Genomic DNA, 24,569 nt, shown 5'->3' on the forward strand with positions numbered 1-24,569 from the left:
GCCCGGTGGGCCAATTGCCGAGAGGATTGACACCCATGGCTCAGCGTGTAGTTGTCACGCTCTCCGACGACCTGGACGGCGGCGCCGCCGCCGAAACCGTTCACTTCGGTGTCGACGGGAAGTCGTACGAGATCGACCTGTCCCTGGACAACGCCGAAAAGCTGCGTGAGGCGCTCGCTCCGTTCGTCGCGGCCGGCCGCCGCCAGAGCCGCACCGGAAAGTCGTTCCGCCGCACCGCGCTCGCCCCCGATCCCGCCGCGGTGCGCGCCTGGGCGCAGTCCCGCGGCATGGAGCTGCCCGCTCGCGGCCGCATCCCCAAGCACGTCTACGAAGCGTTCTCCGAGGCCAACTGACCGGTCTCAGCGGTCCCTTCCGCCGTTCTGCGGTGCCCTGCCGGGCACCCGCGGCGGCCCCCGGCGGAAGGGATGCATGACCACTGCCGCGGATGCGGTAGAGTTCTTTCTGTCGCCGCAACCGGGGAAGCCCGGGAGCAGGCGATCGGTGTCAACAGACACCGTGCGGACGTGGCTCAGTTGGTAGAGCATCACCTTGCCAAGGTGAGGGTCGCGAGTTCGAATCTCGTCGTCCGCTCGGAGATCGCAACACTGGATCTCGGTAGTAACCGCAGTACAGCAGTACAAGTGAAGATCGTGCGGACGTGGCTCAGTTGGTAGAGCATCACCTTGCCAAGGTGAGGGTCGCGAGTTCGAATCTCGTCGTCCGCTCCATAGCGAAAAGGGTCTCCTACGGGGGCCCTTTTCGCGTATTCGCGACCGCCCCGGCGGACCGCCCTGGCCGAGCGGGACACACGAGCCGGACACAATCGGGGCGCGGCAGCTACGGCCATGACATATGTCACCGCCGACCCGTGGATCCGCACCGGGATCCGGTGCGCCCGCGCACTGCCCCGAGGCACCGCGCGGCACCAGGCTTACGGTCATGACCAGCACTTCTCCCGCCATCGAGGCGCACGGCCTGCTGCGGCGCTACGGCGGCGACCGACACGGTTTCACCGCCGTCCGCGGCCTGGACCTCAGCGTCCGGCGCGGCGAGCTGTTCGCGCTGCTCGGCACGAACGGCGCCGGCAAGACCTCCACCATGGAGCTGATCGAGGGCCTGGCCCGGCCGACCGCCGGCCGGGTCCGGGTGCTCGGCCGTGACCCGTACCGCGAGCGGGCGGCGCTGCGGCCGCGGATCGGCATCATGCTCCAGGAGGGCGGCTTCCCCGGTGACCTGACGGCGGCCGAGACCGTCCGCGGCTGGGCCCGCACGATGGCCGCGCCACGGCCGGTGGCGGAGGCGCTCGAGCTGGTCGGCCTGCACGACCGGGCCGCAGTACGGGTCAAGCAGCTCTCCGGCGGTGAGAAGCGCCGCCTCGACCTCGCGGTGGCCCTGCTCGGCCGTCCCGAGGTGCTCTTCCTCGACGAGCCGAGCACCGGCCTGGACCCACAGGCCCGGGCGGCCGTCTGGCGGCTGGCCCGTGAGCTGCGCGCGGCGGGCACCACCGTGCTGCTCACCACGCATTACCTGGAGGAGGCCGAGGAACTGGCCGACCGGCTGGCGATCATGCACCACGGCCGGGTGGTGGCGGGCGGCACGGTCGCCGAGGTGATCGCGCAGCGGCCGGCCCGGATCGGCTTCCGGCTGCCCGAGCAGCCGGCCGCCTCGCTGCCGCGGCTGGCCGGAGCCGAGGTCTCGTTCAGCGAGCGCCAGGTCACCGTGCGGACCCACCAGCTGCAGCGCACGCTCGGCGAGCTGCTCGCCTGGGCCGACCGCGAGCGCGTGACGCTGCACGGGCTGGACGCGCGCAGCGCCTCGCTGGAGGAGGCCTTCCTCGCCATCGCCGCCGAGCAGCCCGGCCGGGCTGACGGGCCGGCGGCGCCGGAGGAAGCTGCCGAGCACCCCACCGCCGTGACCGCACCCGTGACCGCCGCCATCCCGACCGGAGCCGTCCGATGAGCACCGCCCAGCCCACCCTTGCCCCTGGCCTCGACCCTGCCCCCGAACGGCGGGCGCCCGCCCAGCCGTCCGCCGCCCGGTCCACGCCGCTCCGCGCCGTCCTGGCCCGCACCGCCGGCCTCGGCCGCACCGAGGCGCTGCTGCTCCTGCGCAGCCGCACCGCGCTCGTCATGGCGGCCGTGATGCCGCTCTGCATGGTCGGCGGCATCCACTCGGCCCTCAAGGCCCAGCGCGCCCAGCTGGCGGGGGTCAACCTGCCCGCGGCGCTGCTGGTCTGCCTCACGGCCGTCTCGCTGCTCTTCGGCGTCTACGTCAACCTGACCACGGCCTACGTCGCCCGGCGCAACGAGCTGGTGCTGAAGCGGCTGCGCACCGGCGAGCTGACCGACGCCGAGATCCTCGGCGGCACGGCGCTGCCGACCGCGGCCCTGGTGCTGTTCCAGATCGCGCTGACGGCGGGCGCCATCGCGGCGCTGTTCGGCCTGGCCGCGCCGGTCAACCCGGTGCTGGTGCTGCTCGGCCTGGCGCTGGCGATCGGCCTGCTGATCCCGCTGGCCGCGCTGTGGAGCGCCTTCACCCGGACCGTGGAGACCTCCGGGCTCACCACGCTGCCCGTGGTGCTGCTGGCGATGGCCGGCTCGGGCCTGCTGATCCCGTTCAGCGTCCTGCCCGACTGGCTGTGCACGCTCTGCCGGCTGCTCCCCACCACCTCGGCGCTGGCGCTGCTGCGGATCGGCTGGCTCGGTACCGACGGCTCCGGAGCGGCCACCGGCTTCGGCGGCAGCTGGGCCACCGCGCTGCCGTACCTGGCGGGGGCGACGGCCTGGGTCGCGCTGGCCTGCTGGAGCGCCCGCCGCTGGTTCCGCTGGGAGCCGCGCCGCTAGGGCCTGTCTGATAAGAAGACGGCACACGTACGAGCAGCGAGGGGACACACGTGGACATCCGGGGGCCGCTTCGCAGCTGGCAGGGGTTCGGCAAGGCGAAGCGGATCGAGATCTACGTCCGCTGGTCGATGTACGCGATGACGGTCGCGACACCGGTCTTCATGGTGCCGACCCTGCTGAACGGCAGCCGGCACCTCTCGGCCGGGCCGGCCGCAGTGCTGATCGCCACGGTGCTGCTGAACGCGGCGCTCTCCGTCCCGGTGGTCCGCGCCGCATTCGCGAGCCACCTCGGCCGCCGCTCGCGACCCACCGGCCTGCTGGTCGCCCAGGCCGTCGCCGTCCAGGCGGGTCTCTGGGCGACGCTCCTGCTCGGCCCGCACGGCGAGAAGCCGCCGTTCCCGATCGGCTTCACGATTCTCACGATCATCTTCTGGTCGGTCGGCCCGAGCCTGGCGCTGCCACCACGCAAGCTGGCGCCGTGTGCGCTCGGGATGCTGCTGCTGGCGCTGCCGCCCCTCGCGATCGCCCTCGGCTCCGCCTCGACCGCCGCCGGAGCGCTGGTGGGCGGCAGCCTCGGGCTGGTCGGCGCGGCGAGCTCCCGGTGCTCCGCCTGGATGGTCAAGGTCACCTGGGAGCTGGACGCGGCCCGGGAGACCCAGGCCCGGCTCGCCGTCGCCGAGGAGCGGCTGCGCTTCTCCCGCGACCTGCACGACGTGCTCGGCCGCAACCTCACCACGATGGCGCTGAAGAGCGAGCTCGCCGTCCAGCTGGCCCGGCGCGGCCGGCCGGACGCGGCCGACCAGATGGTGGAGGTGCAGCGGATCGCCCAGGAGTCCCACCGCGAAGTGCGCGAGGTGGTGCGCGGCTACCGGACCGCCGATCTCGCGGGCGAGGTGACCGGCGCCCGCTCGGTGCTGCGCTCGGCCGGCATCGAGTGCCGGGTGGACCTCGGCCCTGACCCGACCGCGCTGCCGCCGCTGGCCCAGTCGGTGCTCGGCTGGGTGGTGCGCGAGGCCGCCACCAACGTGCTGCGGCACAGTGAGGCCCAGCAGGTCTCGGTCCGGCTCCGGCTGCGGGACGGGCAGGCAGTGCTGGAGCTGGTGAACGACGGCGTCCGGCCCACACCCGAGCCCGGGCCCGCCGGCAACGGCGGCACGGGCGGCAGCGGTGGCACGGGCGGCAGCGGCCTGGCCGGACTGCGCGAGCGGCTGGCCGCCCACGGCGGGGAGCTGACGACCCACCGGTCCACGGCCGAGTTCACGCTGCGGGCCACCCTCCCGCTGACCCGCACCGCCCACGACCAGGAGCTCGCCGCATGAACGCCACACCGGTCCGCCTGCTGCTCGCCGACGACGAGCACCTGATCCGCGGCGCGATGGCCGCCCTGCTCGCGCTGGAGGACGACCTGACCGTGGTCGCCCAGGCCGCCTCCGGGCCCGAGGCGCTCGCGATGGCCAAGGCGCACCGGCCGGACGTCGCCGTCCTCGATCTCCAGATGCCCGGACTGGACGGGCTGGAGGTGGCCGCCGAGCTGCGCCGGCTGCTGCCGGACTGCCAGACCATGATCGTCACCGGCCACGGCCGGCCCGGCTACCTCAAGCGGGCGCTGGAGGTCGGCGTCCGCGGTTTCCTGCCGAAGACCGTCTCGGCCGCCGACCTGGCCGGCATCATCCGCACCGTCCGGGGCGGCGGCCGCTACGTGGATCCGGAGCTCGCCGCCGACGCGATCAGCGCCGGTGAGAGCCCGTTGACGCCGCGCGAGACGGACGTGCTGGAGCTCGCCGCCGACGGCACCACCGTGGCCGAGATCGCGCAGCGCGCCGGACTGTCGCCCGGCACGGTGCGCAACTACCTCTCCGCGGCCGCCACCAAGCTGGGCGCCGAGAACCGGCACGCGGCCGTCCGGCTGGCCCGCGAGCACGGCTGGATCTGACCGGGGCCGCGCCGCCTGCGACGGGCCGGCCCGGTCAGGCCCAGGTGGTGCCGGTCAGGCCCAGGTGGTGCCGGTCAGGCCCAGGTGGTGCCGGTCAGGCCCAGGTGGTGCCGGTCAGCCGCTCGTAGGCCTCGACGTACTTGGCCCGGGTCCGCTCGGCGATCTCGGCGGGCAGCGCCGGCGGCGGCTGCTCGCTGTGACGGTCCCAGCCGGAGTCCGGCGAGACCAGCCAGTCCCGGATGAACTGCTTGTCGAACGAGGGCTGCGCGCCGCCCGGCTTCCAGAGGTCGGCCGGCCAGAACCGCGAGGAGTCCGGGGTCAGCACCTCGTCGGCGATGACCAGCGTGCCGTCCTCGCGCTGCCCGAACTCGAACTTGGTGTCGGCCAGGATCAGGCCGCGCTCGCGGGCGATGTCCCGGGCCCGGCCGTAGACCGCGAGCGTGGTCTGGCGCAGCTCGGCGGCCCGGTCGGCGCCGATCCGCCGCGCCGTCTCCTCGTACGGCACGTTCTCGTCGTGCTCGCCGACCTCGGCCTTGAGCGCCGGGGTGTAGATCGGCGACGGCAGCTCGGAGCCGTCCACCAGGCCCGCGGGCAGCGCGACACCGCAGGCCGTGCCGCTCTCCTGGTACTCCAGCAGGCCGGAGCCGGTGAGGTAGCCACGGGCCACGCACTCGACCGGGAACATCTCCAGGCTCTCGCAGATCATGGTCCGCCCGGCCCAGTCGGCGGGCGCACCCTCGGGAACCTCGGTGGAGATCACGTGGTTGGGCACCAGGTCGGCGATCCGGTCGAACCACCAGAGCGAGAGCTGGGTGAGCACCCGCCCCTTGTCCGGGATGTCGTTGGGCAGCACCCAGTCGAAGGCGGAGGTGCGGTCGCTGGCCACCATGACCAGCCGGCCGGCCTGGTCGCGGTAGAGGTCGCGCACCTTGCCGGTGTGCAGGTGGACCAGGCCGGGAACCTGGACCGGCTCGGGCTTGATGACAAATCCGCTCAAGGTGGTTCAGTCCTCAGGAGTGGGGGTCGCTGGGCCCCACGATCCTTTCACGGGGCCTGTCAGCCGTCCTTGCAGACCTGGTCCAGCAGGTTCGCGGTGGCCTTCTGGATCCGTTCGTCGGTGTGCCCGGGCCGGTCCAGCGCCGGTGACCAGGCGAAGGTGCCGGACGCGAAGACGTACGCGCCGCTGGGCGCCCGGTAGATCGAGGTCTCCTGGTAGCGCGGCCGGCCGGCCTCGTCCCGGTACGGCGAGTGCGCGAGCAGCGTGCGCTCGGTGTGCGTGGGCAGCGCGACTTTCGGGAAGTACCGGTCGGCCTCGCCCGCCACCAGGTTCTCCACCGGGTCGCCGTCGCGCAGACCGGTGCCGGCCCAGAGCCAGTGCCCGGTGTTGCCGGCCCGCAGCGGCACCGGTTCGGCGACCCGGCCCGCGTACTGCACGCCCAGCAGGTGCTGTTCCGGCTCGCCGGCGTCACGCCACAGCGCGCTGGCCGCCCCCGGCACCCCGGCGGCCGGCGCACCGGCCGGGACCCGCTGGCGCTTGCGGCAGTTGAGCAGCCGGTTCGGCTCGCCGGCGGCCGACGGGCTCAGGTCCACCCGCCAGTACATGGTGTTCGCCGACAGGAAGACCAGCGAGGTGCCGCCGTCCCTCGCCCGCTCGGCCGCCCGGCGCATCGCCACCGACCAGTACTCGTCGTGCCCGGGGAAGATCAGCGCCCGGTGCCGGGACGGCTCGACCAGGCCCGCGTGCAGGTCGGAAGCGGTCGCGTAGGCCAGCTCGTAGCCGTACCGCTCGGCCCAGCGGATGAAGTCGTACGCGTGGCCGACGTGCAGCGGCAGCCCGGCGCCGGCGTGCGGACGGTCGAAGGAGACGGTGACCGCCGCGTCCTCCTCCCCCACCAGGCCGCCCGCGCCGTCCCAGGCGTGGTAGAGGCTGGCGCCGCTGTTGCCGTCCTCCGGGAACAGGTTGTACGCCTGCCAGGTGACGTCCGGCAGCACCAGCAGCAGCTCCGGGCCCGGGCCGAGCTGGGCCCGGTCGCGCACGGTGAACGGGATGTGGCTGCGGTGCCGCTGGTCCGCGGTGGTGAGCACCGCGACGTACGCCCCCGGCCGCCAGTGCAGCGGAATCTGCAACCGCCAGGAGTGCCACCAGTGGTGGCAGCTGACGGTCCGCCCGACCACCAGCGGGGCCGGCTGGCGCAGGCCGGCGATCAGCGGCGAGGCGGTCATGTGCTGGGCGCCGGCGCCCGCGTAGTGGCCGATCCGGTAGACGTCCACCACGAACTCGCGCGGCGGGTTGACGGTGACCCGCAGGTCCACCGCGCCGCCGGGCAGCACCACGCCGGCCGAGGCGAAGCCCTTGATCTGCTTCACCACGTCGTCGGAGTTACGCGGGGCACCGACCAGCGGCGGCGGCGCCGCGGAGGGGAGCGGCTGCTGGCCGGGCGCGTCGGTGCTGACGTACCACGGCACCGTGCCGCCGCCGCCCGCGACGTACTGGTCGGGGCTGCGCAGCCAGGGCAGCGGCCCCTGCCCGAACGGATCCGAGACGCCGTGCGCGTGCGTCCCGGACTCCCATCTCCGATCCGACTCCCTGTCCACGGGCCCCTCCCACGATGCACTTGTCCCCCGTGGCATGTGCCACGGAAAATTGCGTGTGGTCCAGCAGACCACAGAGTTCCGACGCCGCGTCACCCAAGCGGACAAAGAGTCGCAACCGTCTTTTCCGAAACCGTTCCTGACGATTCGTCATCAAGGTTGGCTGCGACTTCACCCTCCGATGCGCCATGGCCTAAGTACCAGGGCCTGTGTACCAGTGCCTAACCGAGCCGGACCGGTTTCTCCGATCGCACGCCGGCCGCCGCCAGCCAGAGCCGCAGCGGCCCCGGATCGCCCAGCTCGACGGCCTCCACCACCGGGTCGGCCAGGTCGCCGCGGCGCACCCCGCCGAGCAGCAGCACCGGCCCGTCCAGCCAGTCCAGCCCGGGGCGGGCGCCGGCGGTGTCCACGGCGGCGCAGCAGACCATCGCCGTCACGCAGTCCGCGAGCAGCTCCCGCCCGCCGCGCTCGGCGTTGCCGGGCACCGCGGGCGGCGGGGTGGCGGCCAGGCTCCGGGCCAGCTCGTCGCCGCCGCCGGCCGCCAGCTCGGCCAGCAGCCGGGCCAGCGTGGCGCTCTGGTGGCGGCCGGGCTCGACCGGCGCGACGGCGTCCAGCGCCTCCTGGAGCGCCATCGCCTGCAGCCGCCAGCCGCGGTCCACCACCTGCTCCGGGTAGTCCTCCCAGGGCAGTTCGGCCCGGCCGCCCGGGACCGGGCCGTGGAACAGCTCGGCCGCCAGCAGCGAGACCGCGGCGTCGGTCTCGCCGGGCTCCTCCAGCAGGTCGCAGGCGGGCCGGTCGCCCAGCCGGCTCTCGTAGCCCTCGGCGAGCCGGTCCCGGCGGGAGAGCTCGGTCAGCGCGGAGACCACACCGGCGTTCAACTGGGCCGGGCAGCGGCCGAGCCGCCAGGCCGGCAGCGCCACCCGGGTGAGCAGCCGGTCCCAGCCGGCGTAGGCGAGGCCGACCTGGCCCTGCGCGGCGATCCGCAGGCCGTAGTCGACGGCCTTGGCCCGCTCGGAGGCAGCGGCGGCGGCCGCCCGCTCCAGCTCGGCGACGTGCTCCCGGCAGGCCCGCAGCAGGGCCCGGGTGATCCGGTCCAGCAGCCGGCTCAGCGGGGTGCGCCGGCCGGAGCCGAGCGCGGCGTCCAGCCCGCGGACGAACCGGCGGGCGGCGGCGATCTCCGGGTCGGCGGCGGCCGCGGTGCCGGCCACCACCGGGGCCAGCAGCGCACGCAGCTCGCCGACCCGCATCCACCACAGGAACGGGGAGCCGATCACCAGCACCGGGGCCGGCTCGGCCGGCACCCGGCCGAACAGCGCCCGCAGCGGGCCGGCGTCGGTCACCCGCCGGTCGGGGAGCTCCTCCAGCCAGCTGTCGCAGTCCGGGGTGAGCGCGATCGCCGACGGCTCGGGCACGCCGAGCTTCTCGGCCAGCTCACGGATCAGCCGGTGCAGCTCCGGTGCCCGCGCCGCCGGGACGGGCACCGCCGGGGTGCTCGGCGGCACCGCCCGGGTGTGCCGGCGGATCGCGGCCAGGGCCATCGCCAGGCAGACCACGGCTATCCCGGACACCACCCAGCGGACGGTGTCCCAACCCGCCGCGTCCGGTGCGCCGGGGGCCCCGATCCGGCCGGTGAACCGCCCGGCCAGCAGCACCACGGCGACGGCGGCGGGCAGCACGGCGGCGGCCCGGGCCAGGCCGCGGATCCGCAGCACGGCGTGGGCCCGGGCGCGCGCGGCGTCGAGAGCGGCCATCCGGCGCTGCACCCCCATTCTTGGCTTGGGTGACTTCTTGGCTTGGGTGACTTCTTGGCTTGGGTGACTTCTTGGCTTCTTGGCTTGGGCGACTTCGTGGCTCGGGCGATCGGACTTCCAGGCTTGGGTGACCGAACTCGGAAGTCGGGTGGTGCGGGACGGCGGCTGGCAACCGGCAGCACGGACGGTGCGTAACCGAAGCCAGGTGCCCACTGCCAGTTCTGACGCACGCGCCCGGGCCGGTGTTCCAGTTCGGCCTGGTTTCCACTCGTCCCGGTGACGGTGCGCGCCTTGCGGACTGCCGACGCCGGTTCGCATGCCTTCCGGCGCCCTGTACCTTGCAGCTTCCCCCCACACGGGCTGGCGCACCCGGCGGCGACCGCGAGCGCGCCGACCGGCGGCACCGCGATTCAGCGCACCATACGACCGCCGGCGGCTCCCCGTCAGCCGGATGCCACGGCATTCACTCGAAGGACTGGAATCGCCCGCCCGTTCGCGAAGGCGGCGCCGGGCCCCGGAATGCCGCGGGGCGCTGCGCCCATGGGGTTGTCCCCTGGTCGCAGCGCCCCGCGGGTGCGCCGAAGTACCTGTCAGACGCCGGGCTCGGCGTGCCGCGCCTGCTCGGCGTCCTGCGCCGCCTTCAGCGCGATGTCGGTGCGGTGCTGCGAGCCGGCCAGCTTGATCTCGGCGACGCCGACGTAGGCCCGCTCCCGCGCCTGGCCCAGGCTCGCGCCGGTCGCGGTGACCGAGAGCACCCGGCCGCCGGCGCTGAGCACCCGGCCGTCCTCGTCCAGCTTGGTCCCCGCGTGCAGCACCCAGACCGTGCCGTCGGCGGCCTCGGCCTGCTCCAGACCCTCGATCGGGTCGCCCGAGCGCGGCGCGGCCGGGTAGCCCTCGGCGGCGACCACGACGGTCACCGCCGCGTCCTCCTCCCAGCGCAGCGGCTCCACGTCGGCGAGCGTGCCGTTCGCGGCGGCCAGCAGCAGGCCGGCCAGCGGGGTGCGCAGCCGGGCCAGCACGACCTGGGTCTCCGGGTCACCGAAGCGCGCGTTGAACTCGATCACCCGGGTGCCGCGCGAGGTGAGCGCGAGGCCCGCGTAGAGCAGCCCGGAGAACGGCGTGCCACGGCGGCGCAGCTCGTCCACGGTCGGCTGCAGGACGGTCTCCAGCACCTCCTGCACCAGGCCCGCGGGGGCCCAGGGCAGCGGCGAGTAGGCACCCATGCCGCCGGTGTTCGGACCGGCGTCGCCGTCCAGGGCGCGCTTGAAGTCCTGCGCCGGCTGCAGCGGCAGCACCGTGGTGCCGTCGGTGATCGCGAAGAGCGAGACCTCAGGACCGTCCAGGTACTCCTCGATCACGACGCTGCCGCGGCCCTCACGGCCGGGGACCGTCCCCATGCAGGAGGCGGCGTGGGCGAGCGCGGCGGTGCGGTCCGCGGTGACCACGACGCCCTTGCCGGCCGCCAGGCCGTCGTCCTTGACGACGTACGGCGCGCCGAAGGCGTCCAGCGCCTCGGCGGCCTCTTCGGGGGTGGTGCACACGTAGGAGCGGGCGGTCGGCACCGCGGCGCCGGCCATCACGTCCTTCGCGAAAGCCTTGGAGCCCTCCAGTTGGGCGGCCTCGGCGGACGGGCCGAAGACCGGGATGCCGGCCGCCCGCAGCGGGTCGGCGACGCCGGCCACCAGCGGGGCCTCCGGGCCGACCACGACCAGGTCGGCGGCCAACCGCCGGGCGAGCGCGAGGACCTGCGCACCGTCCAGCTGATCGACCGGGTGGACCGTCGCGACCTGCGCGATCCCGGCGTTACCCGGGGCGCAGTGCAGCTCGCTGACGGCGGGATCTTGGGACAGGGAGCGGCACAGGGCGTGTTCGCGGGCGCCGCCGCCGATGACGAGGACCTTCACGCTTGGCAAGGGTAGTCGGTGGCTGGTTCCGGCCGGTCGACCGGGTTGTCGAAAGCTCCACACTTGTCGCCTCGAACAGCGCCAGCCACTGTGTTTTCCGACGAACCGGCAGCCGGGTCAGGTTCACGGCGCGCGGCGCACTCGCTCGGAAGAGTGAAATCGCGCCGACTTCCGCAACCGCTTGACCATGGGTTCCTGACGCTTTCCGGGTAACGATCAGGAGGGAAGCCGCACCATGGTCAGCCATTTGGCGGTAAGAAGTGCTGTTGGATACCCAGAAGTGCCGCAGCAGTGCCCCAGCAGAGACCCGTCTAGGGAGCCCCACAGGTGAGCCAGCCCGAAATGCAGCCCGAGGAGAGTCCCTGGGGCAAGGACGTCGGTGAGGAGGACCCGCCCACCACGACGGCCGCAGCCGGCCGGGAGCGCGCCGCCACCCGCCGCCGCACGGATCTGAGTGCCCGCCAGTTCCCCCTCGGCGACTGGGGGGAGCCGGCCGAACGGCTGGAGGAGCTCTACCGCTGGTCCGAGGAGCGGGCCGTCGAGGCGATCGACTGGTACCGCCGGGACCGGCTCTGGAAACGCCGCTGGGCGCGGGTGCTGCGCTTCGGCGCGGCGGTGCTCGGGATCAGCGGTGCGGCCCTGCCGCTCGTCCAGCTGACCGGCCGCTGGTCGCACGCCGCCGCCTGGGGCTACGTCGCGCTCGCGCTGGCGGTCGGCTGCCTGGCCGCCGACCGCGCCTTCGGCCTCAGCTCCGGCTGGATGCGCGACGTCAGCACCGCGCAGGCGCTGCAGCGGCGGCTGGAGGCGTTCCAGTTCGACTGGGCCTCGGAGTGCGTGCGCGAGGTGCTCGGCCCCACCGAGGGCACCGCCGGCGAGGCGGCCGAGCGCTGCCTCGGGGTGCTGCGCCGGTTCTGCGAGGACATCTCGGAGCTGGTCCGCAGCGAGACCTCGGAGTGGATGCTGGAGTTCCGGGCCCGGATGACCCAGCTGCCGACCCAGGCACCGGGCAGCTGGGGCGGCCGCGGCGAGAGCTCCGGCGGCGCCCAGGTCCGGGTACTGCCGCCGCCGGGCACCCGGCCGACCATGCCGCGCCAGCGCCCGCCGGAGGGGCCCCTCAGGTAAGGCTCGCTCGCCTCCGGGCGCTCGAGCCCGGTGCTGACGGTCGTCCCCTTCGATAGGGCTCAGGCGAAGACGATCATCGAGCCCTGGGTCAGACTGCGGGTCGCCGCCGCGTACAGGCCGGCCCAGGCGTGCCGCTCCCGGGCGTACGGGTGCACGTCGTCCAGCGGCGGGGCGAAGGGCTGTTCCAGGCCGGTCGGGCCGAGCGGCCGGGTCGGCCGGGGCGGCGAGAGCGGGTCGATGCCGAGTGCCGGGGCGATCGCCTGGAGCTCGCGCAGCAGCCCGTAGGAGGAGCCGAGCGGTCCCCCGGAGGAGAGCAGCGCCTCGTCCACCAGCGGGGTCTCGAACTCGATCGGCACGTACGCGCCGGCGTGGTCGAAGTGCCAGACCAGGTGCGAGTGCTCGGCGGTGGACTCGAACATCTCCAGCAGCTGCTCGTAGTCCCCGCCCAGCGCGTCCACCGGCGTGAGCCGGAAGCCGGTCAGCTGGAGCAGGTAGGCCCGCCGCAGGAAGTGCAGCGAGTCGTAGTCGAAGGCCGCTATCGGCTCCACCCCGCCGGTGATCCCCGGCGAGAACCGGTACATCGGGACCTCGGGCAGGCCGCGCGCGGCGAGTGCCGCGTTGTAGACCTCGAGGTCCGCACGGAACGGGTTGTCGGGGCTTTGGCTCAGTACGTCAACGAGCGGTACGAGCCAGAGATCGCAGGCCACGGGCCGCTCATCCTCTCCACTGCCAAGCTGGTCCGGGCGCCGACCGGTCGCCCGGCGCCCGAACAACCCTACCGGCCCGGCGTCGCTACCGGAGCGGCCCGCGACGGCGCCCGATCTGCTACGGCGCGAGCACTTCGGGCGGCAGCGGCGCGTCCACCGGCTCCGCGGTGAGCAGCGGCAGCACCGCGACCGACTCCAGCGACTCCCCGGTCAGTTCGGCCAGCAGCCGCACGGTGAACAGGTTGTAGTCGTTGATCGTCCGGTGCGCGGCGCGCACGTCGCGGGAGGCGATCTGCTCCACGAGCTCGGTGTGCTTGTCCCAGCAGACCCCGGCCAGCTCCTGGCGGTCCTGCCGGGCCCGCAGGTAGCGGGCCGCGAACATCCAGGACTGCACCCGCAGCCAGTCCAGGTAGTCGGCGATCCTGCGGTTCTCCAGGAAGCCGGAGACCTCCGCCCAGAACCGCCGGTCGCAGCCGACCATCACGTCCAGCTGCCCGGCGCGGGCGGCCCGCGCGGCCGCCTCGGCCCGGCGGCGCAGCGAGCTGAGCCGGGACCAGTCGTAGCCGCTCACCCGCGCCCCGAGCTGGCGGAACGCGCTGTCGGTGAGCATCGTCCTGGCCTCGAAGATCTCCAGGAAGTCGGCCCAGCCGAGCTCGGGCACGGTGAAGCCGCGGTGGTGCTCGGCACGCAGCAGGCCCTGTGCGGCGAGGTCTACCAGGGCCTCGCGGGCCGGCGTCGCGGAGACCCCGTACAGCTCGGCGATCTCCTTGACGGTGAAGTTGCTGCCGGCCGCCAGGCGGCCGGCCATCAGCTCCTCCCGCAGCGCCCCGGCGATCTGCTCCCGCAGGCTGTTGCGCTGGATCGGCAGCCGCCCCTGACCGTGGAGCACCACGGGCACACCCTCCTCTGACGCAATACCGGCACGGACCGAGGGGTCATCCTCTCAAAATCCACGCACCCCGCGCACAAACGGACGGGTCGGCTCCCGGAAGTCAGCGCTGCACGGGCGCCGGGATCCCGAGCAGCCGGTCGCGCAGCACCGGGAACTCGGTGCGGGTGCGGGCCACCTCGGCCGGGTCGAAGTCCACCGTCAGCACCTCCTCGCCGCTGCCCGCCTCGGCCAGCACCTTGCCCCACGGATCGACGACCAGGCTGTGCCCGGCCTGCTCGACGCCGCCGTGCGTACCCCCCGTGTTGCAGGCCAGCACGAACGCCTGCTCCTCCACCGCCCTGGCCCGGGCCAGCAGCGTCCAGTGCTCGCGCCGGCCCGCGGGCCAGGCCGCCGGGACCACCAGCAGCTCGGCGCCGGCGTCCAGCAGCGCCCGGAACAGCTCCGGGAACCGCAGGTCGTAGCAGGTGGCCAGGCCGAGCACGCCGAAGTCGGTGGCAGCCGTGACGATCTCCTGTCCGGCCCCCATCGCGACCGCCTCGCCGCTGTCGAAGCCGAACCGGTGGATCTTGCGGTACGTGTGCATCAGGTCGCCGCGCGGCGAGAAGAGCAGCGAGGTGTTGTAGATCGGGCCGTCCGGATCGCGCTCGACGATCGAGCCGGCGTGCAGCCAGACGCCCGCCGCCCGGGCGGCCGCTGACATCACCTCAGCCGTCGGGCCGTCGAGCGGCTCGGCGCCGTCCGACCAGGCGTCAGTGGCGAAGCCGCCGAGCGGCCAGAGCTCCGGCAGGACCACCAGGTCGGCGCCCTCCTGGGCACGGACCAGCGCGGCCGCGCGGGACCGCCGCTCGGCCACCGGCTCGGCGTCTGAGACCGAGAGTTGGATCAATGAGGCGCGCACACTACCACCGTCCACGACAAGAGACCTACGATCGTCACCCGAAAGCGCTGCCGGCTCCCACCCGGCAGCGTAACGTGCGGTTAGCGCGTGCGCCCGGAAGCCGGGATTCCTGTCCCCGGCCGGCGGAGTGCGTGGGGGAAGATGCCGACGGATGGCCGGAGAAAGAGTTCTGTGACCGACAATCAGACCGTGCAGGCCTATGTCGAAGCCTGGACGCAATCCATCGAGTCCATAGCCGAGTTGATGGCCTCGCTGCCGACCGACTCGTGGAACCGGCCGACCGAGTGCCCGGGCTGGTCGGTGCGCGACGTCGTCTCGCACGTGATCGGCGTCGAGTCCGAGCTGCTCGGCGACCCGCGGCCGATCCACTCGCTGCCCAGCGACCTGCGGCACATCAAGGACGACCTGTCGCGCTACCTCGAACTCCCGGTGGACAAGCGCCGCTGCCACACCGCGCCCGAGATGACCTCGGAGCTGGAGTACGTGATCATCCGCCGCTCCCGGGCGCTGCGCAACGCCACCACCGGGCCGGCCGACCTGGTCCGGTTCCCGGGCGGGCCGGCCGCCTACGACCTGCCGTACGAGCGGCTGCTGGCCATGCGGGTGCTGGACGTCTGGACGCACGAGCAGGACCTGCGCCGGGCGGTCGGCCGGCCCGGCAACCTGGACTCGCCCGCCGCGCAGATCACCCGCGACCAGCTGCTGCTCGGCCTGCCGAAGGTGGTCGCGAAGCTGGCCGGCGCCCCGGCCGGCTCGACGGTCGCGTTCGACGTCACCGGCCCGCTGGAGTTCCTGCGCACGGTCCGGGTGGACACCGCGGGCCGCGGTTCGATCGACGGCCAGATCACCCTCGGCCCGGACGTCCAGTTCACCCTGGACTGGCAGACCTACCTGCGCCTGGCCGCCGGCCGGGTGCGGCCCGAGGGGCTGGCCCCGGGCGCGCTCATGATCGACGGGGACGCCGAGCTGGCCGCGCGGATCCTGGCCAACTTCTCGATCATGCCCTGATCTGGCGGCGCAGCCTGAGGATCATCAGCGTGCCGAGCGCCAGCGGCACGTACATCCAGCAGAACGCCTCGCGGTACGCCTGCGCCGAGTAGCTCGCCGAGCCGCTCGGCGACACGGCGTCCAGCAGTACGCCGATCCCGAGCAGCGTGATCATGGTGGCGATGAAGCCGCCCATGTTCGCGATGCCGGAGGCGGTGCCCAACCGGTGCACCGGGTTGTGCGACCGGGCGTAGTCCAGGCCGACCAGCGAGGCCGAGCCGTTGCTGCCCATCACGATCAGCACCAGGATCAGCAGCCAGAGCGGCGGGTGGCCGCCCGGCCAGCTGAGCGCGAGAGCCCAGCCGAGGCCCGTCGCGCCGATCACGCTCAGCACGATCGGCATCCGGGCGGCCGGGCCGCGGGAGAGCAGCCGGCCGAAGAGCAGGCCGAAGAACATGTTGCTGAAGACCAGCAGCGTGAGCAGCCCGCCGGCCTGCGCCCGGCTCATCCCCTGGCCCTCGACCAGGTACGGCAGGCCCCAGAGCAGCGCGAACGCGTTGCCGGGGAACTGCGTGGTGAAGTGCACCCAGAGGCCGAGCCGGGTGCCGGGCTCGCGCCAGGAGTCCCGGATCTGGGTGCGCACCGGCAGCCGCTCGACGGCCGGCGCGGCCGCGCTCGGCGCACTGCCGCGAGCGCTGCCACGAACGCTGCCCGGCGCCTCCTGCAGCAGCAGCGCGACCAGCGCGAACACCCCGATGCCGAGCAGCGCGGTGGCGCCGAAGGTGGCCTGCCAGCCCTCGGTGTGCAGCGCCTGCGCGAGCACCACCGTGGTGACCAGGTTGCCGCCCATTCCGGCCAGCCCGGTGAGCTGGGCGACCAGCGGGTTGCGCGCGGCCGGGAACCAGCGGGCGGAGACCCGCAGCACGCTGATGAAGGTCATCGCGTCGCCGCAGCCGAGCACCGCGCGCGCGGCCAGGGCCGGCCCGAAGGAGCTGCTCAGCGCGAACGCGAGCTGGCCGGCGCTGAGCAGCACGACGCCGAGCAGCAGCACCCGGCGCGGGCCGAACCGGTCCACCAGCAGACCGACCGGGATCTGCATCGCGGCGTAGACCAGCACCTGGACGATCGAGAAGGTGGAGAGCTCGGAGGCGCCGATGTGGAAGCGCTGGGCGGCGTCGAGACCGGCCACGCCGAGGCTGGTGCGGTGGATCACCGCCAGCACGTAGACGCTGACCGCGACGCCCCAGGCCAGCCAGGCGGCGCCGCCACCGGGCGGGACGGTGGGGTCGGCGGCGGCCCGGAGGTCGGTGCCGGAGGGGTCGGGTGCCCGGGGACCAGGGACGGCGGAGGAGCGAACGGCGCTGGCGGGGTCCACGGTCATAATGCGAACAGACTAGTCATCCCATCATCCGGTCAGAACCCAGCTGACCGACTTGGTCATGTGCTGGTCACGGAAGACCTCGTCCCGCACCCAGTCCGTGGTGTCCCGCACGGTCGCCGTCACGGTCACCCGCTGACCGGACAGCAGGTGCAGCCCGGCCGGGTCGTACCAGCTGCGGTCGGGCGCCTGCGGCTGCACCGGGTGGCCGTCCACCTGCCAGTCCACCTGGAGCCGTCGGTCCCCGGCCAGTGCCAGCGGACGCACCGTCAGCCGGGGGCGCCCCAGCACCCGCCCCGGCGCCGGCTCGGCGCCGTCCAGCGGGCTGACCCGCCGGTAGAGCTGCTCGATGATCGCCTCCCGGGAGGGGAGGTTGTAGGCGCCACCCAGCGTGCGCATCACCGAGTCGGCGGTCGGCCGGTAGACGCCGTTGGCGCTGCGGTACGCGCCGACCACGCCGCCGCCGTCCGGTGACTCGGCGCCCAGCCAGCGCCACCACTTCACGTGGTCACGGCGCATCACGTCGGCGCTCTGGTCGGAGAGGTTGGGGTAGTCGGCGTCCTTGGGGGCGCTGTCGTACTCGTCGCCGAGGTCGCCGACGGTGTGGCCGATCTCGTGCTGGATGATCCGCCCGGCGTCCGGGCTGCCGCCGGAGAGCGTGGTCACACCGGTGCCGCCGGCCCCGCCGTACTCGGTGGAGTTGGCCAGCGCGATCAGGTACTGCGGGCCCTCGCCGTCCCCCGCGTAGCGGGCCGTGGCGGCCTCGTCGGCGCAGAGCAGCCGGGCGGTGCCCTCGCACCAGAAGTGCATGCCGAGCGGTGTGCTCAGCCGGCGGCCCTTGCTGTCCGCCTCGGCTATCCCGGGGGTCGGCGAGACCACCTCGACCCGCCGTATGTTGAAGAAGCCCTGGTAGCTGCGGAACGGCTCGATGTCCAGCAGCGAGCGCCAGGCCTGGTCGGCCTGCTGGCGGAACAGCTCCTGCTGGTTCGCGGTGTAGCCGTCGCCGAGCAGCACGAGGGTGATCCGGTTCGCCGGATCACCCGTGCGGCGTATGTCGAAGGTCGGCGCCGAGCCGCCGGCCCGCAGCCGGGCCTGCAACGGGCCGGCGCTGCGCGGCGGCAGCGCCCGGTCGGTGGCGGCGCCGGTGGCCGGGCCGATCACGGCGAACGGAGCCGGACCGACCAGCTCCAGGCCGGCGGGCAGCACGGCCGCTCCCAGCAGGGCGAGTGCGGCCAGACTCCGGATGAGACGGCCAGGGTTGCCAGGCGTCATACGGACGGTCCTCGGTGCTCCGGTCACCCGGCGGGCGCTCGGGTGGGGGTCGCCAAGACGTACCCAGGCAGAACCGATGATCCGACTTTCCGAAGAACATCTCACCTGACCAGAGCAGTGACCTTGCGTGACCGTCAGTCAGGGCCGGGCCCGCCCGGGCGGTCAGGTGCGCCGGCGGGCGTTCAGCACCAGGTGTGTCGCGATGCCGAACAGCAGCCCCCAGAACGCCGCCCCGATCCCACCCAGCGTCATCCCCGAGGCAGTGGCCAGGAACGCCACCACCGCCGCCTCCCGCCCCTGCTCCTCGGCCACCGCCGCCGCCAGGCTGCTCTGGATCGCACCGAACAGCGCGACCCCGCCGACCACCGCGACCAGCGCCGTCGGCAGCCCGGTGAAGAGGCTCACCAGCATCCCGCCGCAGCAGCCCACCACCAGGTAGCAGAAGCCGATCGACATCCCGGCCACGTACCGCCGCCGCGGGTCCGGGTGGCTCTGCGGGCCGGCGCAGATCGCCGCGGTGATCGCGGCGAGGTTGACCCCGGGGCCGCCGAACGGCGCGAGCAGCGTCGAGACCGCGCCGGTCGCGCCGACCAGCAGCCGGTCGTCCGGGCGGTAGCCGAACGAGCGCAGCACGCCGAGCCCCGGCGCGTTCTGCGAGGCCAGCGCGACCAGCGTGAGCGGCAGCGCGAGCCCGACCAGCGCGGCCCAGTCGAAGACCGGGGCGGTGAGCACCGGCCGGGTCAGCCCGCCGTGCCCCAGGTGCAGTGACAGACCGCCGGCCAGCGCGGCGGCCACCGCACCGGCCAGCAGCGCGGCCGGCACCGCGTAGCGCGGCAGCAGCCGGCGGGCCGCCAGGTACGCGGCCAGCGCGCCCAGCACGACCGCCGGCCCGGTGTGCAGCGCCTTGAAGACCCCGGTACCGAACTCGAAGAGGATGCCCGCCAGCATCGCGTTCACCACCCCGGTCGGGATCGCCCGGACCAGCCGGCCGAACAGCCCGGTGAACCCGAGGACGGTCACCAGCACGCCACTGACCAGGAACGCGCCGACCGCCGCCGGCCAGGAGTACGAGCCGAGGCTGCCGACCAGCAGCGCCGCGCCCGGTGTCGACCAGGCGGTCACCACCGGCTGCCGGGTGTACCAGCTGAGCAGCAGCGAGGTCAGCCCGCTGCCGATCGATATCGCCCAGATCCAGGACGCCGTGTGCGCCTGGTCGAGCCGCCCGGCCGCGGCCGCCGCGAGCACCACCACCAGCGGCCCGGAGTAGCAGACCACCACCGCGACCAGACCGGCCACCAGCGCCGAGAACGAGACGTCCCGGCGCAGCGCGTACCGCGGTGGCGGCTCGGCCTCCCGGGCCTCGACGGTGCGGGGGGTCCTCGCCGTGGTGCCGCCGTCCGTGGTCATCCGTGCAGTATTCAGTGACGGCCGAGGGCCCCGCACCCGGGTTACCGGTTGCGGAGCCCTCGGCCGTCGGGGCGGTGTCAGCCCCAGGTGATCAGGCGCTTCGGGTACTCCAGGATGGCCGCGGTGTCGGCCAGCACCTTGGAGCCGAGCTCGCCGTCGACCAGGCGGTGGTCGAAGGAGAGCGCCAGCGTGGTGACCTGGCGGGGCACCACCTTGCCCTTGTGCACCCAGGGCAGCTCCCGAACCGCGCCGAAGGCCAGGATGGCGGCCTCGCCCGGGTTGAGGATCGGGGTGCCCGTGTCGACGCCGAAGACGCCGACGTTGGTGATCGTGATGCTGCCGCCGGACATGTCGGCCGGCGAGGTCTTGCCCTGCCGCGCGGTGTCGATCAGCGAGCCGAGCTCCACCGCGAGGCCGGAGAGCGTGAGCGCACCGGCGTTCTTGATGTTCGGCACGATCAGGCCGCGCGGCGTGGCGGCCGCGATGCCCAGGTTGACCTGGCCCTTGACCACGATCTCCTGGTTGGCCTCGTCCCAGGCGGCGTTGATCTCCGGGTAGCGGCGCACCGCGGTGAGCAGCGCCCGCGCGACCAGCAGCAGCGGGCTGACCCGCACACCCTGGCCGAGCTCGCCGCTGTCCTTGAGCGACCGCACCAGCTTCATCGTCCGGGTGACGTCGACCTGGACGAACTCGGTGACGTGCGGCGCCGTGAAGGCGGACGCGACCATCGCCTGCGCGGTGGCCTTGCGGACGCCCTTGACCGGGATCCGCACGTCCAGGCCGCTGCCGAGCACCGGCGCGGCGGCCGGCTGCTCGGGCGCCGCGGTGAAGTCCGCGACGGCCACGGCGGCCGGGGCCGCGGCGGGTGCCGGGACGGCTGCGACCGGAGCGGGCGCAGCCGCGGCGTGCACGTCCTCGCGGGTGATGATGCCGTCCTGGCCGGTCGGCACCACGGTGCGCAGGTCCACACCGAGGTCCTTGGCCAGCTTGCGGACCGGCGGCTTGGCGAGCGGCCGGTCGGCGACCAGCGGCTGGGCCGCCGGCTGGGCGACCGGCGCGGCGACCGCGACCGGGGCGACGGCCGGAGCCGGCGCCACGGGAGCCGCAGCGGCCACAGCAGCCACCGGAGCCGCAGCGGCCGCACCGCGCCGGGCCCGGCGCTGGGTGCCGCCGGTGCGCGGCCCGTAGCCGACCAGCACCTCGCGCCGCTCCGGCTCGGCCTCGACGGCCGGCTCGGCCGCGACTGCCGCGGCGGCGACGGGGGCCGCGGCGGGCGCCTCGGCCGGTGCGGCGCCGGCCACCGCGATCGCGATGATCGAGGTGCCCACGTCGACCGTGGTCCCCTCGGGGAAGTGCAGCGCCTCGACGATCCCGTTGAACGGGATCGGCAGCTCGACGGCGGCCTTGGCGGTCTCCACCTCACAGACGACCTGACCGTCGGTGACGGTGTCACCCGGCTGCACGTACCACTTGAGGATCTCGGCCTCGGTCAGGCCCTCGCCCACGTCGGGCATCTTGAACTCACGCAGTGAGCTGACAGTAGTCATCGGGCTGCCCTCTCAGAACGCCAGCGCGCGGTCGACCGCGTCCAGCACCCGGTCCAGGTCGGGCAGGAACTGCTCCTCGACGCGGGACGGCGGGTACGGCGCGTGGTAGCCGCCGACCCGCAGGACCGGCGCCTCCAGGTGGTAGAAGCACTTCTCGGTGAGGCGGGCCGCCAGCTCGGCGCCCATGCCCATGAAGACCGGCGCCTCGTGCACCACGACGGCGCGACCGGTCCGCTTGACCGAGGCCTCCAGGGTGGCGAAGTCGACCGGGGAGAGCGAGCGGAGGTCGACGACCTCGATCTTGCGGCCGTCCTCCTCGGCGGCCGCGGCGGCCTCCAGGCAGACCTTGACCATCGGGCCGTAGGCCAGCAGCGTCAGGTCGGTGCCGGGGCGGACCACCTTGGCCGCGTGCAGGTCCAGCACGGGGGCCGCGCTGATCTCGGCCTTGTCCCAGTAGCGGGCCTTCGGCTCCAGGAAGATCACCGGGTCGTCGGACTCCACCGACTGCCGGAGCATCCAGTACGCGTCGTCCGGGTTGGACGGGGTGACCACCCGCAGACCGGCGGTGTGCGCGAAGTACGCCTCGTGCGACTCGCTGTGGTGCTCCACGGCACCGATGCCGCCCGCATAGGGGATACGGATGGTGACCGGCATCTTGACGTGGCCCAGCGCGCGGGCGTGCATCTTGGCGAGCTGGGTGACGATCTGGTCGAAGGCCGGGTAGACGAAGCCGTCGAACTGGATCTCCACGATCGGCCGGTAGCCGCGCAGCGCGAGGCCGATCGCGGTACCGACGATGCCGGACTCGGCGAGCGGGGTGTCGATCACCCGGCCCTCGCCGAAGTCCTTCTGCAGGCCGTCGGTGACCCGGAAGACGCCGCCGAGCTTGCCGACGTCCTCGCCCATGATCAGGGTCTTCGGGTCGGTCTCCAGGCAGGTGCGAAGGGCCTCGTTGATGGCCTTCGACATGGTGAGCTTGGACATGATCTGACTACTCCCCGCCCTCGAAGGACTCCGCATACGCGACGTACTCGGCGCGCTCCTCGGCCACCAGGGCGTGCGGTTCGGCGTACACATGGTCGAAGATCAGGGTCGGGTCCGGGTCCGGCATCGACCGGACGCCCTCGCGCACCCGCAGGCCGAGCGTCTCGCTCTCGGCCTCGACCGAGGCGAAGAACTCCTCGTCCGCCAGGCCCTCGCGCTCCAGGTGCGCCTTGAGCCGGGAGATCGGGTCCTTGGCCTTCCAGGCCTCGGTCTCCTCGGCGTCGCGGTAGCGACTCGGGTCGTCGGAGGTGGTGTGCGCGCCCATCCGGTACGTGAACGCCTCGATCAGCACCGGGCCGCTGCCGCTGCGGGCGCGGTCCAGCGCCCAGCGGGTGACCGCGAGGCAGGCCAGCACGTCGTTGCCGTCCACCCGCACGCCGGGGAAGCCGAAGCCGGCGGCGCGGCGGTAGAGCGGGATCCGGGTCTGGGTGGTGGTCGGCTCGGAGATCGCCCACTGGTTGTTCTGGCAGAAGAAGACCACCGGCGCGTTGTAGACCGAGGCGAAGGTGAATGCCTCGTTGACGTCGCCCTGGCTGGAGGCGCCGTCGCCGAAGTAGGCGATCACGGCGTCGTCCGCGCTGTCCTTGGTGATGCCCATCGCGTAGCCGGTCGCGTGCAGCGTCTGCGAGCCGATCACGATGGTGTAGAGGTGGAAGTTCTTCTCGTTCGGGTCCCAGCCGCCGTGGTTCACGCCGCGGAACATCCCGAGCAGGTTGAGCGGGTCGACCCCGCGGCACCAGGCCACGCCGTGTTCACGGTAGGTCGGGAAGGCGTAGTCGTTCTCCCGCATGGCGCGGCCACTGCCGACCTGCGCGGCCTCCTGGCCGAGCAGCGAGGCCCACAGGCCCAGCTCGCCCTGGCGCTGCAGGGAGGTCGCCTCGGCGTCGAACCGGCGCACCAGCACCAGGTCCCGGTAGAGCGAGCGAAGCTCCTCCGGGGTGACGGTCAGCGGGTACTCCGGGTGCTCGACCCGTTCACCTTCCGGGGTGAGCAGTTGTACGAGCTCGGCAGGGGCGTCCTTCCCCGTGCTGAGGCTGTCAGGGACGCCGGGGGCTGCCTTCTTGCGCGCCCTCGCCGTGCTTTTGACGGTCACGTTCACTCCTCGGTCTGTCCGGCCGCCCGGGGTCGCCGGTGACCGGTCCGGTCACCTCCTCGCACAGCGCGCGGGGTGTGCGCACCGAATACGCGGCAGGTGGTGATCCTTTTCCGACGGCGTCCTCACGAGAACGTTACCCAGCAGGCGCTCTTGGCGCGCCTGCGCTAGGACGTCCTACTTGTTCCGACCTGGGTGGGGGTCGAGCCGTGCTCGAAGCTCGCTCGGCGAGTGCCGTCAGGACACCCGCGCACGCTATCCGGGCAGGGCGTCCTCGCGTAAGGGGGTAACTCGGACGGATTGTGCGACGAGGCGGTGCGGGCGATAGATCACGGATGAGCCGCTATGGGAGAATTTAGCGGTGACTGAAAACGGACATATCAGGGTTTTCCTCCTCGATGATCACGAGGTGGTCCGGCGCGGCGTGCACGAGCTGCTCTCGGTCGAGGCGGACATCGAGGTGGTCGGCGAGGCCGGGACGGCCGCCGAGGCGCTCGCCCGGATCCCGGCGGTCGACCCGGACGTCGCGGTGCTGGACGTCCGACTGCCGGACGGCAACGGCGTCGAGGTCTGCCGCGAGATCCGCTCGCAGCGGCCGCAGACCAGGTGCCTGATGTTGACCTCGTTCTCGGACGACGAGGCGCTCTTCGACGCGATCATGGCCGGCGCCTCCGGCTACGTGCTGAAGGCGATCCGCGGCAGCGACCTGCTCTCCGCGGTGCGCGACGTGGCGGCCGGCAAGTCACTGCTCGACCCACTGGCGACCAGCCGGGTGCTGGAGCGGCTGCGCGCGGGCGGCGAGAAGGAGGACGAGAAGCTCGCTCAGCTCACCAAGCAGGAGCGACGGATCCTCGACCTGATCGGCGAGGGGATGACCAACCGGCAGATCGGCAACGAACTGCACCTGGCCGAAAAGACGGTGAAGAACTACGTCTCCAGCCTGCTGGCCAAGATGGGCATGGAACGGCGCACCCAGGCGGCGGCGTACGTGGCCAGGCTCGGCAACGAGCAGTAGGACTGAATCAACCTGGGTGAATCACCAGCGGTGAATACAGCGTCACAGCCGTGCACAGCAGTAACACCGTTCACTCGGGCATCGAGCACTACCGGCCAAATTCGGCCATCCGGCCCGTGATCGGCGTGCATCGGTACGATCGCAGAGTGTGACAGACAGTCAGACTCTCGCCACACCAACGCTC

At 73.3% G+C, this 24,569-nt stretch carries 21 protein-coding genes and 2 tRNA genes; 10 read left to right on the forward strand and 13 right to left on the reverse strand.

Annotated features, from left to right (window positions below; genetic code table 11):
* The first annotated feature begins 35 nt into the window (after nucleotides 1-35).
* From AC060L_RS02930 to AC060L_RS02960, 7 genes are all read left to right on the forward strand, one after another.
* Complete coding sequence (locus AC060L_RS02930; RefSeq protein WP_035847257.1) at nucleotides 36-353, forward strand: histone-like nucleoid-structuring protein Lsr2; 318 nt, start codon at nucleotides 36-38, stop codon at nucleotides 351-353.
* A gap of 165 nt (nucleotides 354-518) precedes the next feature.
* Nucleotides 519-591, forward strand: a tRNA-Gly gene (locus tag AC060L_RS02935).
* 61 nt (nucleotides 592-652) lie between these two features.
* Nucleotides 653-728 (forward strand) — tRNA-Gly (locus AC060L_RS02940).
* A 211-nt stretch (nucleotides 729-939) separates the two neighbouring features.
* On the forward strand, nucleotides 940-1,959 hold the full coding sequence (locus AC060L_RS02945) for an ABC transporter ATP-binding protein (protein ID WP_483796789.1): 1,020 nt from the start codon (nucleotides 940-942) through the stop codon (nucleotides 1,957-1,959).
* Nucleotides 1,956-2,843, forward strand: coding sequence for an ABC transporter permease (locus AC060L_RS02950; protein WP_483796790.1), 888 nt, complete (start codon nucleotides 1,956-1,958; stop codon nucleotides 2,841-2,843). Before AC060L_RS02945 ends, AC060L_RS02950 begins: the two co-directional genes overlap by 4 nt.
* A 50-nt stretch (nucleotides 2,844-2,893) precedes the next feature.
* Nucleotides 2,894-4,162 carry a sensor histidine kinase gene (locus AC060L_RS02955; RefSeq protein ID WP_483796791.1) on the forward strand — a complete coding sequence of 423 codons (1,269 nt, stop codon included), beginning with the start codon at nucleotides 2,894-2,896 and terminating at the stop codon, nucleotides 4,160-4,162.
* The gene (locus AC060L_RS02960) at nucleotides 4,159-4,776 is read left to right on the forward strand and encodes a response regulator (RefSeq protein ID WP_483796792.1); all 618 of its coding nucleotides are present in this window, start codon (nucleotides 4,159-4,161) and stop codon (nucleotides 4,774-4,776) included. The genes AC060L_RS02955 and AC060L_RS02960 overlap by 4 nt, the downstream gene beginning before the upstream one ends.
* 94 nt (nucleotides 4,777-4,870) lie before the next feature.
* Here AC060L_RS02960 and AC060L_RS02965 read toward each other — a convergent pair whose 3' ends face one another.
* The 4 genes from AC060L_RS02965 to purD form a co-directional block, all read right to left on the reverse strand.
* Nucleotides 4,871-5,773, reverse strand: coding sequence for a phosphoribosylaminoimidazolesuccinocarboxamide synthase (locus tag AC060L_RS02965; RefSeq protein WP_483796793.1), 903 nt, complete (start codon nucleotides 5,771-5,773; stop codon nucleotides 4,871-4,873).
* A gap of 59 nt (nucleotides 5,774-5,832) precedes the next feature.
* Complete coding sequence (locus tag AC060L_RS02970; protein ID WP_483796794.1) at nucleotides 5,833-7,407, reverse strand: N,N-dimethylformamidase beta subunit family domain-containing protein; 1,575 nt, start codon at nucleotides 7,405-7,407, stop codon at nucleotides 5,833-5,835.
* A gap of 182 nt (nucleotides 7,408-7,589) precedes the next feature.
* Complete coding sequence (locus AC060L_RS02975) at nucleotides 7,590-9,119, reverse strand: hypothetical protein (RefSeq protein ID WP_483796795.1); 1,530 nt, start codon at nucleotides 9,117-9,119, stop codon at nucleotides 7,590-7,592.
* A 590-nt stretch (nucleotides 9,120-9,709) separates the two neighbouring features.
* Nucleotides 9,710-11,023, reverse strand: coding sequence for a phosphoribosylamine--glycine ligase (gene purD / locus AC060L_RS02980; RefSeq protein ID WP_483796796.1), 1,314 nt, complete (start codon nucleotides 11,021-11,023; stop codon nucleotides 9,710-9,712).
* 327 nt (nucleotides 11,024-11,350) lie between these two features.
* Between purD and AC060L_RS02985 the strand changes: the two genes are divergently transcribed.
* Nucleotides 11,351-12,145, forward strand: a complete 795-nt coding sequence (locus AC060L_RS02985) for an SLATT domain-containing protein (RefSeq protein WP_483796797.1) — start codon at nucleotides 11,351-11,353, stop codon at nucleotides 12,143-12,145.
* 59 nt (nucleotides 12,146-12,204) lie between these two features.
* Here AC060L_RS02985 and AC060L_RS02990 read toward each other — a convergent pair whose 3' ends face one another.
* From AC060L_RS02990 to AC060L_RS03000, 3 genes are all read right to left on the reverse strand, one after another.
* Complete coding sequence (locus AC060L_RS02990; protein WP_483796798.1) at nucleotides 12,205-12,852, reverse strand: hypothetical protein; 648 nt, start codon at nucleotides 12,850-12,852, stop codon at nucleotides 12,205-12,207.
* Between the two features lie 118 nt (nucleotides 12,853-12,970).
* On the reverse strand, nucleotides 12,971-13,744 hold the full coding sequence (locus AC060L_RS02995) for a GntR family transcriptional regulator (protein ID WP_483796799.1): 774 nt from the start codon (nucleotides 13,742-13,744) through the stop codon (nucleotides 12,971-12,973).
* 100 nt (nucleotides 13,745-13,844) lie between these two features.
* Nucleotides 13,845-14,642, reverse strand: a complete 798-nt coding sequence (locus tag AC060L_RS03000) for a carbon-nitrogen family hydrolase (protein WP_483796800.1) — start codon at nucleotides 14,640-14,642, stop codon at nucleotides 13,845-13,847.
* A 171-nt stretch (nucleotides 14,643-14,813) separates the two neighbouring features.
* Here AC060L_RS03000 and AC060L_RS03005 point away from each other — a divergent pair, with 171 nt between their 5' ends.
* Nucleotides 14,814-15,650 carry a maleylpyruvate isomerase family mycothiol-dependent enzyme gene (locus tag AC060L_RS03005; protein WP_483796801.1) on the forward strand — a complete coding sequence of 279 codons (837 nt, stop codon included), beginning with the start codon at nucleotides 14,814-14,816 and terminating at the stop codon, nucleotides 15,648-15,650.
* On the opposite strand, the gene AC060L_RS03010 is transcribed toward AC060L_RS03005, so the two are convergent.
* From AC060L_RS03010 to pdhA, 6 genes are all read right to left on the reverse strand, one after another.
* The gene (locus AC060L_RS03010; protein ID WP_483796802.1) at nucleotides 15,640-17,010 is read right to left on the reverse strand and encodes an MFS transporter; all 1,371 of its coding nucleotides are present in this window, start codon (nucleotides 17,008-17,010) and stop codon (nucleotides 15,640-15,642) included. The genes AC060L_RS03005 and AC060L_RS03010 overlap by 11 nt on opposite strands.
* A gap of 24 nt (nucleotides 17,011-17,034) precedes the next feature.
* Nucleotides 17,035-18,279: a M64 family metallopeptidase gene (locus AC060L_RS03015; RefSeq protein WP_483796803.1), complete on the reverse strand. Its 1,245-nt coding sequence runs from the start codon at nucleotides 18,277-18,279 to the stop codon at nucleotides 17,035-17,037.
* Between the two features lie 162 nt (nucleotides 18,280-18,441).
* A complete protein-coding gene (locus tag AC060L_RS03020) occupies nucleotides 18,442-19,686 on the reverse strand; it encodes a benzoate/H(+) symporter BenE family transporter (protein WP_483796804.1) in 1,245 nt (414 codons plus the stop codon).
* A 77-nt stretch (nucleotides 19,687-19,763) separates the two neighbouring features.
* Nucleotides 19,764-21,233, reverse strand: a complete 1,470-nt coding sequence (locus AC060L_RS03025) for a dihydrolipoamide acetyltransferase family protein (RefSeq protein WP_483796805.1) — start codon at nucleotides 21,231-21,233, stop codon at nucleotides 19,764-19,766.
* A 12-nt stretch (nucleotides 21,234-21,245) separates the two neighbouring features.
* Nucleotides 21,246-22,217 carry an alpha-ketoacid dehydrogenase subunit beta gene (locus AC060L_RS03030; protein ID WP_483796806.1) on the reverse strand — a complete coding sequence of 324 codons (972 nt, stop codon included), beginning with the start codon at nucleotides 22,215-22,217 and terminating at the stop codon, nucleotides 21,246-21,248.
* 7 nt (nucleotides 22,218-22,224) lie between these two features.
* Entirely contained in the window at nucleotides 22,225-23,370 is a 1,146-nt protein-coding gene (gene pdhA, locus AC060L_RS03035; protein WP_483796807.1) for a pyruvate dehydrogenase (acetyl-transferring) E1 component subunit alpha, read from the reverse strand.
* A 361-nt stretch (nucleotides 23,371-23,731) separates the two neighbouring features.
* Between pdhA and AC060L_RS03040 the strand changes: the two genes are divergently transcribed.
* The gene (locus tag AC060L_RS03040; protein WP_483796808.1) at nucleotides 23,732-24,385 is read left to right on the forward strand and encodes a response regulator; all 654 of its coding nucleotides are present in this window, start codon (nucleotides 23,732-23,734) and stop codon (nucleotides 24,383-24,385) included.
* Nucleotides 24,386-24,569 lie beyond the last annotated feature (184 nt).

The organism is Kitasatospora sp. NEAU-69 (assembly GCF_057158765.1).

Coding starts and splice junctions, on each gene's coding strand:
- AC060L_RS02930 (WP_035847257.1), top strand. CDS start 36: ATGGCTCAGCGTGTAGTTGTCACGCTCTCCGACGACCTGGACGGCGGC.
- AC060L_RS02945 (WP_483796789.1), top strand. CDS start 940: ATGACCAGCACTTCTCCCGCCATCGAGGCGCACGGCCTGCTGCGGCGC.
- AC060L_RS02950 (WP_483796790.1), top strand. CDS start 1,956: ATGAGCACCGCCCAGCCCACCCTTGCCCCTGGCCTCGACCCTGCCCCC.
- AC060L_RS02960 (WP_483796792.1), top strand. CDS start 4,159: ATGAACGCCACACCGGTCCGCCTGCTGCTCGCCGACGACGAGCACCTG.
- AC060L_RS02970 (WP_483796794.1), bottom strand. CDS start 7,407: ATGCCACGGGGGACAAGTGCATCGTGGGAGGGGCCCGTGGACAGGGAG.
- AC060L_RS02975 (WP_483796795.1), bottom strand. CDS start 9,119: ATGGCCGCTCTCGACGCCGCGCGCGCCCGGGCCCACGCCGTGCTGCGG.
- AC060L_RS03010 (WP_483796802.1), bottom strand. CDS start 17,010: ATGACCGTGGACCCCGCCAGCGCCGTTCGCTCCTCCGCCGTCCCTGGT.
- AC060L_RS03015 (WP_483796803.1), bottom strand. CDS start 18,279: ATGACGCCTGGCAACCCTGGCCGTCTCATCCGGAGTCTGGCCGCACTC.
- AC060L_RS03020 (WP_483796804.1), bottom strand. CDS start 19,686: ATGACCACGGACGGCGGCACCACGGCGAGGACCCCCCGCACCGTCGAG.
- AC060L_RS03025 (WP_483796805.1), bottom strand. CDS start 21,233: ATGACTACTGTCAGCTCACTGCGTGAGTTCAAGATGCCCGACGTGGGC.
- AC060L_RS03030 (WP_483796806.1), bottom strand. CDS start 22,217: ATGTCCAAGCTCACCATGTCGAAGGCCATCAACGAGGCCCTTCGCACC.